Source organism: Sphaerospermopsis sp. LEGE 08334, assembly GCF_015207205.1.
Classification (GTDB): Bacteria; Cyanobacteriota; Cyanobacteriia; order Cyanobacteriales; family Nostocaceae; genus Sphaerospermopsis.
The window spans coordinates 17,389-27,466 of record NZ_JADEXH010000056.1 but is presented as its reverse complement, the minus strand read 5'-3'; the positions used below and the strand labels follow the sequence as shown (position 1 = coordinate 27,466).

Below are 10,078 nucleotides of genomic sequence, written 5' to 3'. Positions count from 1 at the left end.
GGGGAGAATATTTTAGATTTTAGATTTTAGATTTTAGATTGGAGATAACAAAAACAATCCAAAATCCAAAATCCAAAATCCAAAATAAATAACTCCTGACTCCTGACTCCTTTTTTATATATAAAATTATGAAAATGTTTGTGAATTTATTTATTTCTATAGTTATAGCTGGTTGGGTGTTGGCGATCGCTCTCATTTCTGTGCAGAATGCTACTCCTGTATCTTTAAGGTTTTTGGTTTTTCAATCTATACAAGTTCCTTTTGGTTTGATGTTGGCTTTTTGGGTGGCTGTGGGTTTGGTTGGTGGGGTGGTTTTGCAGTCTCTTTGGGGTTTGGGTGAGTCGAAATCTAGGGTTGATGAGGAGGCGGAGTTTTTTATTGATGATGAGGATTTTTAGGGGTTTTCTCACGCAGAGGCGCAGAGGCGCAGAAAGGAAGAGAGAATTAGCAATTAGTGTGGTAGATTGAGTCTATGGAGTTTGAATGGGATGAGCGTAAAAACCAAAGTAATATTACAAAGCATGGTTTTGATTTTGCTGATGCTTACCGAATTTTTAATTTACCTATGCTTGTCTATATTGATGAACGACAAGATTATAGTGAAGCAAGATATATTGGTATTGGACTACTTGATGGCAGGGTTATAGTTGTTGTCTACACTGAACCTGATGTGAATATAGTTAGGATTATTTCATTAAGAAAGGCAATTTCTCATGAACGAAAACGCTATGAACAATACCTCAAAAACAGACTGGGATAGAATTGATGCGATGAGTGATGAGGAAATTGATACTTCTGATATTCCTCCTTTGTCGGATGAGTTTTTTGAAAAAGCACAGTTGCGAATGCCTAAATCACCTGTAAAAATTATGATTGAAGTTGATCCTGAAACTTTGGCTTGGTTTCAAGCACAGGGAGATAATGCTAAACAACAAATGGCGGTTGCTTTAAAGATTTATGCTGAAGCAAATAAGGCTTTTTCTGTGTCTGAGGTTAAGTAAGTTGGATAGAGTGTTTTATTGATGATGAGGATTTTTAGGGGTTTTCTCACGCAGAGGCGCAGAGGCGCAGAGAGGAGGAAGAGAGATTTTTTGTTAGTCGGTTTTCACCGACTTTTGCTTTTAGACAGGGAATTTATTCCCTGGATATTATTAAGAATTAGGGTATCTATTGTTTAGTGATAAAATATTGCTAAAGTAAACAACTAACTAATTTAAAGTTATGGTTACTCAACCTCTACCTGTAAATATATCAGAGGTCATCTACCCAGACAGTGATGGACAACCAATGGCTAATAATACAGAACAGTTTCGTTGGATATTAGTTATTCAACAAAATTTAGATTGGTTATTTGCAGATAACCCTGATGTTTTTGTGGCTGGTGATTTATTTTGGTATCCCATTGAAGGGAAAAATTATATAGTCAATGCACCAGATGTTATGGTTGTATTTGGACGACCAAAGGGTAAACGCGGTTCTTATTTACAATGGCAAGAAAATAATATTGCACCCCAAGTAGTTTTTGAAATTCTTTCTCCTAGTAATTCGCAAACCGAAATGGAGAGAAAATTGATATTTTATGAAAGATATGGAGTAGAAGAATATTATATTTATAATCCTCAAAATAATCAGTTGACAGGATGGTTAAGAACGGAAGATGGTTTAGATGTCATTTCGGAAATGGAAAATTGGGTTAGTCCCCGGTTAGGAATTAAGTTTGATTTATCAGGGGAAGAATTACAAATTTATCGTCCTGATGGGAATAAGTTTTCTTCATATCTGGAAATTTCTCAACTTCTGGAACAAGCAGAAACAGCTTTAGCCGCAGAAAGGAGAAAAACGCAACTTTTGGCTGAAAAATTAAAGGCTTTAGGTGTGAATCCTGATGAAATAGAGTGATAATGAAAAACAAGAATGGTCGGTTTTAACCGACTTTTGTTTTTAGACAGGGAATTTATTTCCTAGATATCTAGTTAGTCCATTTCAGTATAAAAATATAATAAAAAAACCTGTAGAAACAGGCTGTTGATATCATATAAATTAAACCCCTAACTTTTGGATGGTGGTAGTCCTTTTACTTCAGATAAGATGTCTATTACAAGTTGGTAAGCATCACTGAGGGAAAGTTCACCTTTTTCTACCAGTTCCATTAATTTTTGAGCTTCTTCAGCACTTATTAGATCCAGTTTTAATGGCTCTTTTAGGAAACTGTAAAACTCAGTCTTATTTTTGTCACTAATGGTAGATTTTCTCTCTTCGTTTTCTATTTCTCGTAGTTTATCTTTGAACTGTCTCAGCATTTCTTCTCGCTTACCTTGCTGATATGTTCCATCAAATAGAAACCTTTTTGCTCCAAAAAGTGCTGCTCCACCTAATAGTGCTGCTCCAGCAACTACCCCTACTGGTGCTGCAACTGGTACAGCAATTAGTCCAAATAAGATAGAAGCTGTTGTTCCTCCAAAAGCAAATGCTGCTGCACCTGCTCCAATAGCACCAACACCAATAGCACCAATATCTGCTAAAAAACTCATTCTATCATGAGGATTCTTTTCTAGCTGTTCAATTGCTTTGAGCAATTCTTCTTTAGTAAGTTTTTTCCTTGTCATAAAATTCCTCAGTTTAAATTTTTGAGCCAATTTAGGTAAAAGCTACTTCATAGGAAACCGCACTAAAAACATCAATCAGAAGTTTAAAAAATTCGCTTGCAACTTCAACAATATTTTGTCCTACACCAGCAAATTTTTTATCAAGTGTATGTCCTACAACTGCTCCAGTCACAACAATACCAATTCCTAAAGCCCTAGCCACAGGTTCTAATAATTGACCTAAAAATGGAATCGAAACTATTAAACTGTATATGGCAGATGCGACAACGGCAGATATTCCAACACTTGTGACAAGAAAAGGGTGTGCTTTCACAAATTCAATTATTTTTGTCAGTACCACCTTACCTATTGAAACAGCTTTTTTACCTACTTTTATAGTTGTCCCTATAAGCTGATGTAATCTTGTCACAACTTCTTCAGGTAAACCCATTTCTTGCAGCAACAAGTAAAAATCACTACTGGAAGTGCTTTCTGCTTCTGCATTCCAAATGGTCATTTTTAATTTAGCTTGTGCTACAGATAACTTTCCACTTTCCATGAGCATATCTTCCTTCATTTTACAAAGATTAAATAAATATAAAATTAACATTGTCTAGTCAAAACCAGTAACCGTAGTTTTACTTATTTAGTATAATAAAATAAATTTTTAGCAATTTCAGTACATCATCTATTTTCATGTCTTGAGACAAACTGAAATTAATGTATCTTTTTTTTGCGTCTTTGCGCGAAACAAAAAAGAGCGATCGCACCAACAACCTTTAACTAAAGTACAATAATTAACAACACCTAATCACAACAGCTTACTAGCTATGACTCAATTACTAGAAAAAGCCATTGCACAAATAAAACAACTTCCTGAAACCGAACAAGATAGAATTGCCTTACTCATCCTTGAAGAAATAGAAGACGAAAGCCGATGGGATCAAGCATTTGCAAAATCTCATGATGTACTTGCCAAACTTGCAGCAGCAGCATTAGCAGAAGATCAAGCAGGTAAAACTTTAGAATTAGATCCAGAAAACCTGTGAAGTCGAAAACAACTATTCAATTTCGTAACTTATACGCTGATCTTCCCCCGCAAGTACAGCAGCAAGCACGTACAGCTTACCGACAATTTAAAGAAGATCCCTGGCATCCTAGCCTACGTTTCAAGTCAGTGCATCCCAACTTACCTATTTATTCTGCTCGTGTTAGTAAAAATTATCGTGCTGTAGGTGTGCGAAACGAAAGTGGTATCATCTGGTTTTGGATTGGTACTCATGCAGATTATGACAAGCTATTATCTCAGTTATAATTACTGCCAAAATCCTTATTTTCCTTCTTTGCGTCTTTGCGCGAAACAAAAAAGAGCGATATATTATGTAATTACCTGCATTTTACACAAAGACCAGATTCAAGATCATTAGTTTTTGCCAAACAACAATAACATATCTGAAAATAATCTGTATGTCCTTCTAAAATTTCCCCCGAATTACAATCATCTTCATAACGAGCTAAGTTGACAATTTCTTCAATTAAATTTTGCTTCTTTTCTTGCTCCAAATGATCAAAACACTTTTCACGTCTCAAAATTGAAATTACCTCATTTAACATATAACTTCCGCTATGATTTGACATACAATTTACTCCTATTGAAAAATTGAGGATATCATATTTATGATAATACAGAACAAATGTACTTGTGAATAGCGTAAACAACTCTTATCAATGTAATTTTAAATACTATACATACAGTCAGCATAATGATATCTATTGGTAAACCTTTTTCCCTTTCTTGAGTTATTGCTCGAAACAAAAAAGAGCGATCGCTAAAAGCTAAAATTTTTCCATAACTTAAATATTTCTCTTCTGATAATACGTACGAATGTGCATACAATAGAATTAGATGGCATACCAGTGGGATAGAGAAAAATTATGGAATCAGAATATGATTTTAGCCAAAGAAAAAGGGGAGCAATAGAACCAACAGCACCCGGAAAAAACAGAATTACTATTCGTTTAGATGATGAAATACTCGCATGGTTTAGAGATCAAGTTCATCAAGCAGGTGGTGAAAACTACCAAATATTAATTAACGATGCTTTAAAAGAATATATCCAGCAGCGTCGTGAACCTTTAGAAGATACATTAAGGCGAGTTTTACGAGAAGAATTAAAACGGATAGGCTGATTAATTTCACAGCAATAGATCAATTACTTCAAACAAAGAGGTAAACTAAAAATGACTGTAACTTATCAGACAGATTTCAATATGTGGCTGGAAGAAACCGCAAAACTATTACTAGAAAATCGCTGGCAAGAAATAGACAAAGAACATTTAATTGAGGAGATTTCCGACTTGGGTAAAAGTGAAAAAAGATCCATTTCTAGCCAATTAATTCGCCTACTTTTACACCTACTTAAATGGCAATATCAACCCCAACGACGTTCCGATAGTTGGCTAGATTCTATTACAGATGCACGCACTCAAATTGAATTAACTATAAAAGATAGTCCCAGTCTTAAAAATTATCCTCCAGAACAATTAACAGACAGCTATGAAAAAGCACGTCGTCAAGCAGCCAAACAAACGGGTTTGATAATTTCCACATTTCCAGAAGAATGTCTTTATGAATTAGATTTAGTTTTAGATGAAGACTGGCTACCAGAATAGAAAGTTAAAAAAAAAGGGCAGGTATCAAACCCACCCTAATTAGCAATTATAACTAACAACTATTCACCAATTATAGGTGCAGTTAAAGAAACCTGTTCCACCGCTTTTTTAGCAGCCAAAGTTGGCACAGAATCCCGTAATCTTGCCGTCAATTGTACAGTTGTAGAATCGTACATTTGTGTTAGCAACTTGGGATAAAAACCAATCCCAATAATGGGAATTAACAAACAAGCAATGATAAACACTTCACGGGGTTCAGCATCAATTAAAGCTTGGTGAGAAACTAACTCTTCGTTTTCCTGTCCGTAGAATATTTCTCGCAACATTGACAGCAAATAAATCGGGGTTAAAATCACACCAATTGCCATCAAGAAAATAACGATGACTTTAAATGTAGGGTTATAAGCATCGCTAGTGGCAAAACCCACAAACACCATTAATTCTGCTACAAAACCACTCATTCCTGGCAATGCTAAAGAAGCCATTGAACAAGTAGTAAACATCGCAAAAATCTTCTTCATCCGCTTACCAACACCACCCATTTCATCTAACATCAAGGTGTGTGTCCGGTCATAAGTTGCACCAACCAAGAAAAATAAACTTGCACCTATTAACCCGTGAGAAACCATTTGTAAAACTGCACCACTTAAACCTAAATCGGTAAAAGAGGCTATCCCAATGGTAACAAAACCCATGTGAGATATTGAAGAGTAGGCAATTTTCCGCTTCAGGTTACGTTGGGCAAAAGACGTTAACGCCGCATAGATGATATTAACTACCCCCAAAATTACCAACACCGGGGCAAAATAAGCATGGGCATCTGGCAACATTTGGGCATTCATGCGAATTAAGGCATAACCACCCATTTTCAACAGAATACCAGCCAATAACATATGCACAGGTGCGGTAGCTTCCCCGTGGGCATCTGGTAGCCAAGTATGCAGAGGGATGATAGGTAACTTAACAGCGTAGGCAATTAAGAAACCAGCGTATAGTAACAGTTGTAAATTGAGGGCGTAGTCTTTGAGGGCGAGTGTCTGCATATCAAAGGTGACATTATCACCATAAAACGCCATCGTCAAAGAACCGAGAAGAATAAACAGCGAACCGCCGGCGGTGTAGAGAATAAACTTAGTCGCTGCATAATGGCGTTTTTTACCACCCCAAATAGCCAGCAGTAGGTAAACCGGAATTAACTCCAATTCCCACACCAGGAAGAATAACAGCATATCCTGGACTGCAAACACGGCAATTTGGCCACCGTACATGGCTAAAAGTAAAAAGTAAAATAGCCTGGGTTTGAAGGTAACAGGCCATGCTGCCAAAGCCGCCAAAGTGGTAATAAAACCCGTCAAAATAATCAGAGGCATGGATAAACCATCAGCCCCCACAGACCACTTCAAATCTATTTGTGGTATCCAGGAATAACTTTCTACCATTTGTAAGTCAGGGTTAGAGAAATCATAACCCAAGTAGAAAGCGGCAATGATGAGGGCAAAATCAATCAAACCGACAATTAAGGCATACCAACGGATGGTTTTACCATCTTTATCGGGGATGATGGGGATAAGTAGTGACGCGGCTATTGGTAAAAGAATAATCGTCGTCAACCACGGGAAATTAGTTATATTCATCACAATTTGTCTAGGATTAAAATCATCTTTGGCAAAAAGTCCTAGTTATTAATTAACAGCTTTTTACCAAATTTCCCTTTATTGTTAGGTTGATTTAATTAAATTGGCAATTTCCCATGCTACCAGATGCCCCGGTAGAGGATATTTACCGACTGGGTTGTATCTGGTAGGTAAATTGCCCACCAATTGGCTCTGATTGAGCTATGATGGCATCTGTTTTACATTAAATGGCATTTTTCTCAAAAAGTCCAAATTCTTTACAATTCTCAAATTTATCAATGGGTATTGACAAGATGAGAGAATTTACAAAATTTTATTTTTATTTTTATTGCAATTTTTATTTTTTTAAGTTTATCTGTGTTAATAATCAGAGATTATTTGTCAGAATCATGATATCCAGGATTATAGGATTTGCAGGATATGAATATAGAAATTTTAAATTAGGTAAGAGCAAGTAAAAAGAAATATCAGTTGAAAATCTAAAATCCTGATGGGTTGGGTAGAATCAAATGAATAAACACATAAATCATCTACCTCAACACTATCATTTATTTATTGTTCCTGATTTTGTTGCAACCAATTGATTAAATCATCAACAACAGTAAAATCTAATAAAGCTTCTCCCAGAGATTCTAACTGATCAATAGATAATTCAGTAATTGCTTGCTGAATATCTTCCGAAATTTCTCCAAAACGTTTTTTAAGTAGTTTCAGAAAAATATTTTGCTCACCTTTTTCATAACCAATGCGTTGTTCATACAGCCCACATTCCGCACTTCGTTTTGTAACATAAAAAGACTACAACAATTGGGGTTAATGGTCGTTGAATAGCGAACTGCTTGCAGCAGCGCTTCGCTATCGCCAAAGGTCTGTAGTTTATACGTTTAAATACTGAATTATATCAACATTTTTTGTAAAAATAATTGAAGTATTATTGTATTACATTTTGAAGTGCGGAAAGCCGGATTTAACCCCAAAAAAACAATACCCCTCTCCACCATTGGAAAGGGGTAAACCACAGATTAGCACTACCTAATAAGCATCTTGCAACTCATAGAAATCAGGCGAGATGTAATCCTTACGTAAAGGCCAACCTACCCAATCTTCCGGCATCAAAATCCGCTTCAAATTAGGATGACCTTCATAGATAATCCCAAACATATCGTAGGACTCACGCTCTTGCCAGTCAGCAGTGCGCCAAATCCAATACACTGAAGGAACAACCGGATTTTCTCTAGACAAAAACACCTTAATCCGCACCTCTGCTGGTTTATCAGCATTATCACTCACCTTAATCAAGTGATAAACACTAACTAAATCCTGACCAGGACCTAAATCAATACCGCCTTGAAACTGGAGACAATTAAATCCGTAAGCATACAAAGCTGTAGCGGTAGGAAGTAAAAACTCAGGTGCAACCTTAATAATTTCTACCCCATTAACATCAGCTGCCAGAGATTCATGGTCAAAACCATTTTCTGTTAACCACTGGGAAACCTGACCCGCAGGAACTATTTTAGATTCTTGAGATTCTGCATCAGCCACGCTTTTCTTCCTCCTTTGTCTGAGATGTCAACAACGCAGGTGGTACAGGCATACCAATCGCTTCTGTCAATTCCTTGGGTGGATTGTAGCGAGTTTCTGATTGTAAATACTTACCAGTTAAAATTTCGGGAACTGGCTTCATATTGTGGGTGGTACTGTAATAGCGGTGGGTTTGTTTGATTTGACCCCGTTCTTGCATCGAATCATTAGCAATTTTCTTCCGCAATTTAATAATTGCATCAATAATCGCTTCTGGACGGGGAGGACAACCAGGTAAGTACACATCTACAGGAATCAGCTTATCAACTCCGCGTACTGCACTGGGAGAGTCAACGCTGAACATACCCCCTGTAATGGTACAAGCACCCATAGCGATTACATACTTGGGTTCGGGCATTTGTTCATAAAGACGCACCAATTGAGGAGCCATCTTCATGGTAATTGTTCCAGCAGTGATGATTAAATCGGCTTGACGGGGGCTAGAACGGGGAATTAGCCCAAAACGGTCAAAGTCGAAACGAGAACCGATTAAAGCCGCAAATTCAATGAAGCAGCAAGCTGTACCAAACAGCAAAGGCCACAAACTAGAAAGCCGCGCCCAGTTGTAGAGGTCATCAACGGTGGTTAAAATTACATTTTCTGACAGTTCTTGAGTAACTGTAGGCCGTTGGATGGGGTTAATGATTTGTTCTTTGTCCTGGGTGGTTAGATTAGAATTTACGACCATTCCAATGCTCCTTTACGCCATGCGTAAACTAACGCGATTACGAGAATCGCAATAAAAATCAATGCTTCAATAAATGCCAATAGTCCCAAACGGTGGAAGGCTACCGCCCAAGGGTATAGAAAAACAGTCTCTACGTCAAAGACAACAAAGACTAAGGCAAACATATAGTAGCGAATGTTGAATTGAATCCAGGCTCCGCCAAAGGGTTCCATACCGGATTCATAGGTGGTGCGCCGTTCAGGGCTGTAGCTACTAGGTCTCAGAAGTTTGGACGCTGATAGCGCCAGGGCTGGAACTAGGCTGCAAAGGATCAAGAAGCCTAGAAGATATTCGTAACCGCTAAGGACAAACACAATAAATATCTACTGATTATGGTGGAAATCAAGCTGTAACTTCTTTTTACATTATATCTTTCCAGGTATTTTGAAATCTGGGAAACAGACAGAGTGGAGTATTTGATTCAGTTTTAGGATTGATAGAAAAGTTTAACAATTATGTCATAATTTGTAACGTATCTTTAAGATTTCCCCTCTAGGAGAATCTAGCCATGAGTGAACAAGCTGAAGAAGCTCTTGAGACTCAGGCGTTAGACCGCTATGAGTGTCGCGCCTGCGGTTATGTATATGAACCGGAGAAGGGAGACGATAAATATGATATCCCGGCGGGGACAGAGTTTGCAGACCTGCCAATCAATTGGAAGTGTCCAGTTTGCACTGCCAAGAAGGTAGCTTTTGCTAATATCGGTCCTGCGGGTACGGCATCTGGTTTCAAAGAAAACTTAGGTTATGGCTTGGGTGTAAATAAACTGACACCAGCGCAAAAGAATATCTTAATATTTGGTGCTTTAGCCCTTGGCTTCTTGTTTTTTATCAGTCTTTACGGCCTACAGTAATATCCTCTTTGGTGACTGGTGA

Annotated in this window: 17 protein-coding genes; 9 read left to right on the top strand and 8 right to left on the bottom strand. The window is 37.4% G+C overall.

The features are described 5' to 3' along the window. Positions 1 to 128: 128 nt before the first annotated feature. The 4 genes from IQ237_RS23105 to IQ237_RS23090 all read left to right on the top strand — a co-directional run bounded on the left by IQ237_RS23105 (position 129) and on the right by IQ237_RS23090 (position 1,899). On the top strand, positions 129 to 398 hold the full coding sequence (locus IQ237_RS23105) for a lipopolysaccharide assembly protein LapA domain-containing protein (RefSeq protein WP_194059362.1): 270 nt from the start codon (positions 129 to 131) through the stop codon (positions 396 to 398). Between the two features lie 74 nt (positions 399 to 472). Beyond that, positions 473 to 760, top strand: a complete 288-nt coding sequence (locus IQ237_RS23100) for a BrnT family toxin (protein WP_194059360.1) — start codon at positions 473 to 475, stop codon at positions 758 to 760. Continuing rightward, positions 729 to 1,001: a BrnA antitoxin family protein gene (locus tag IQ237_RS23095; protein ID WP_228020650.1), complete on the top strand. Its 273-nt coding sequence runs from the start codon at positions 729 to 731 to the stop codon at positions 999 to 1,001. The genes IQ237_RS23100 and IQ237_RS23095 overlap by 32 nt, the downstream gene beginning before the upstream one ends. Before the next feature lie 220 nt (positions 1,002 to 1,221). Further along, a complete protein-coding gene (locus tag IQ237_RS23090) occupies positions 1,222 to 1,899 on the top strand; it encodes a Uma2 family endonuclease (protein ID WP_194059356.1) in 678 nt (225 codons plus the stop codon). Between the two features lie 149 nt (positions 1,900 to 2,048). On the opposite strand, the gene IQ237_RS23085 is transcribed toward IQ237_RS23090, so the two are convergent. Together IQ237_RS23085 and IQ237_RS23080 are read right to left on the bottom strand one after the other, a co-directional pair. Continuing rightward, positions 2,049 to 2,606, bottom strand: coding sequence for a hypothetical protein (locus IQ237_RS23085; protein ID WP_194059355.1), 558 nt, complete (start codon positions 2,604 to 2,606; stop codon positions 2,049 to 2,051). Positions 2,607 to 2,637: 31 nt separating this feature from the next. Continuing rightward, on the bottom strand, positions 2,638 to 3,162 hold the full coding sequence (locus IQ237_RS23080) for a hypothetical protein (protein ID WP_228020644.1): 525 nt from the start codon (positions 3,160 to 3,162) through the stop codon (positions 2,638 to 2,640). A 253-nt stretch (positions 3,163 to 3,415) separates the two neighbouring features. Here IQ237_RS23080 and IQ237_RS23075 point away from each other — a divergent pair, with 253 nt between their 5' ends. Continuing rightward, positions 3,416 to 3,634: a hypothetical protein gene (locus IQ237_RS23075; RefSeq protein ID WP_194059353.1), complete on the top strand. Its 219-nt coding sequence runs from the start codon at positions 3,416 to 3,418 to the stop codon at positions 3,632 to 3,634. Then, complete coding sequence (locus IQ237_RS23070; RefSeq protein WP_194059351.1) at positions 3,631 to 3,900, top strand: type II toxin-antitoxin system RelE/ParE family toxin; 270 nt, start codon at positions 3,631 to 3,633, stop codon at positions 3,898 to 3,900. Before IQ237_RS23075 ends, IQ237_RS23070 begins: the two co-directional genes overlap by 4 nt. A gap of 71 nt (positions 3,901 to 3,971) precedes the next feature. Here the strand turns inward: IQ237_RS23070 and IQ237_RS23065 are convergent, their stop codons facing one another. Continuing rightward, on the bottom strand, positions 3,972 to 4,223 hold the full coding sequence (locus IQ237_RS23065; protein WP_194059349.1) for a hypothetical protein: 252 nt from the start codon (positions 4,221 to 4,223) through the stop codon (positions 3,972 to 3,974). 297 nt (positions 4,224 to 4,520) lie between these two features. Here IQ237_RS23065 and IQ237_RS23055 point away from each other — a divergent pair, with 297 nt between their 5' ends. Both IQ237_RS23055 and IQ237_RS23050 read left to right on the top strand, forming a co-directional pair. Then, positions 4,521 to 4,775: a BrnA antitoxin family protein gene (locus IQ237_RS23055; protein ID WP_194059345.1), complete on the top strand. Its 255-nt coding sequence runs from the start codon at positions 4,521 to 4,523 to the stop codon at positions 4,773 to 4,775. A 51-nt stretch (positions 4,776 to 4,826) separates the two neighbouring features. Continuing rightward, a complete protein-coding gene (locus IQ237_RS23050; protein WP_194059344.1) occupies positions 4,827 to 5,258 on the top strand; it encodes a DUF29 domain-containing protein in 432 nt (143 codons plus the stop codon). A gap of 59 nt (positions 5,259 to 5,317) precedes the next feature. On the opposite strand, the gene ndhD1 is transcribed toward IQ237_RS23050, so the two are convergent. The 5 genes from ndhD1 to ndhC form a co-directional block, all read right to left on the bottom strand. Continuing rightward, on the bottom strand, positions 5,318 to 6,892 hold the full coding sequence (gene ndhD1, locus IQ237_RS23045) for a photosynthetic/respiratory NAD(P)H-quinone oxidoreductase subunit D1 (protein WP_194059343.1): 1,575 nt from the start codon (positions 6,890 to 6,892) through the stop codon (positions 5,318 to 5,320). Positions 6,893 to 7,444: 552 nt separating this feature from the next. Next, entirely contained in the window at positions 7,445 to 7,639 is a 195-nt protein-coding gene (locus IQ237_RS23040) for a DUF4351 domain-containing protein (protein WP_309225810.1), read from the bottom strand. Between the two features lie 285 nt (positions 7,640 to 7,924). Then, positions 7,925 to 8,437 carry an NAD(P)H-quinone oxidoreductase subunit J gene (locus IQ237_RS23035; protein WP_194059342.1) on the bottom strand — a complete coding sequence of 171 codons (513 nt, stop codon included), beginning with the start codon at positions 8,435 to 8,437 and terminating at the stop codon, positions 7,925 to 7,927. Continuing rightward, complete coding sequence (gene ndhK, locus IQ237_RS23030) at positions 8,430 to 9,164, bottom strand: photosynthetic/respiratory NAD(P)H-quinone oxidoreductase subunit K (RefSeq protein WP_194059341.1); 735 nt, start codon at positions 9,162 to 9,164, stop codon at positions 8,430 to 8,432. Before ndhK ends, IQ237_RS23035 begins: the two co-directional genes overlap by 8 nt. After that, positions 9,155 to 9,517, bottom strand: coding sequence for a photosynthetic/respiratory NAD(P)H-quinone oxidoreductase subunit C (ndhC, locus tag IQ237_RS23025; protein WP_096570973.1), 363 nt, complete (start codon positions 9,515 to 9,517; stop codon positions 9,155 to 9,157). Before ndhC ends, ndhK begins: the two co-directional genes overlap by 10 nt. A gap of 194 nt (positions 9,518 to 9,711) precedes the next feature. Between ndhC and IQ237_RS23020 the strand changes: the two genes are divergently transcribed. Beyond that, positions 9,712 to 10,056 (top strand): rubredoxin, encoded by a 345-nt coding sequence (locus IQ237_RS23020; protein WP_194059340.1) that lies wholly within the window; start codon positions 9,712 to 9,714, stop codon positions 10,054 to 10,056. The last annotated feature ends 22 nt before the right edge of the window (positions 10,057 to 10,078 follow it).

What these genes read in the sequence shown, in the direction of transcription:
- IQ237_RS23065 (WP_194059349.1), bottom strand. Translation starts at nt 4,223, where the DNA reads ATGTCAAATCATAGCGGAAGTTATATGTTAAATGAGGTAATTTCAATT.
- ndhK (WP_194059341.1), bottom strand. Translation starts at nt 9,164, where the DNA reads ATGGTCGTAAATTCTAATCTAACCACCCAGGACAAAGAACAAATCATT.
- IQ237_RS23090 (WP_194059356.1), top strand. Translation starts at nt 1,222, where the DNA reads ATGGTTACTCAACCTCTACCTGTAAATATATCAGAGGTCATCTACCCA.
- IQ237_RS23055 (WP_194059345.1), top strand. Translation starts at nt 4,521, where the DNA reads ATGGAATCAGAATATGATTTTAGCCAAAGAAAAAGGGGAGCAATAGAA.
- IQ237_RS23050 (WP_194059344.1), top strand. Translation starts at nt 4,827, where the DNA reads ATGACTGTAACTTATCAGACAGATTTCAATATGTGGCTGGAAGAAACC.
- IQ237_RS23085 (WP_194059355.1), bottom strand. Translation starts at nt 2,606, where the DNA reads ATGACAAGGAAAAAACTTACTAAAGAAGAATTGCTCAAAGCAATTGAA.
- ndhD1 (WP_194059343.1), bottom strand. Translation starts at nt 6,892, where the DNA reads ATGAATATAACTAATTTCCCGTGGTTGACGACGATTATTCTTTTACCA.
- IQ237_RS23075 (WP_194059353.1), top strand. Translation starts at nt 3,416, where the DNA reads ATGACTCAATTACTAGAAAAAGCCATTGCACAAATAAAACAACTTCCT.
- IQ237_RS23020 (WP_194059340.1), top strand. Translation starts at nt 9,712, where the DNA reads ATGAGTGAACAAGCTGAAGAAGCTCTTGAGACTCAGGCGTTAGACCGC.
- IQ237_RS23080 (WP_228020644.1), bottom strand. Translation starts at nt 3,162, where the DNA reads ATGAAGGAAGATATGCTCATGGAAAGTGGAAAGTTATCTGTAGCACAA.
- IQ237_RS23105 (WP_194059362.1), top strand. Translation starts at nt 129, where the DNA reads ATGAAAATGTTTGTGAATTTATTTATTTCTATAGTTATAGCTGGTTGG.
- IQ237_RS23095 (WP_228020650.1), top strand. Translation starts at nt 729, where the DNA reads ATGAACAATACCTCAAAAACAGACTGGGATAGAATTGATGCGATGAGT.
- IQ237_RS23100 (WP_194059360.1), top strand. Translation starts at nt 473, where the DNA reads ATGGAGTTTGAATGGGATGAGCGTAAAAACCAAAGTAATATTACAAAG.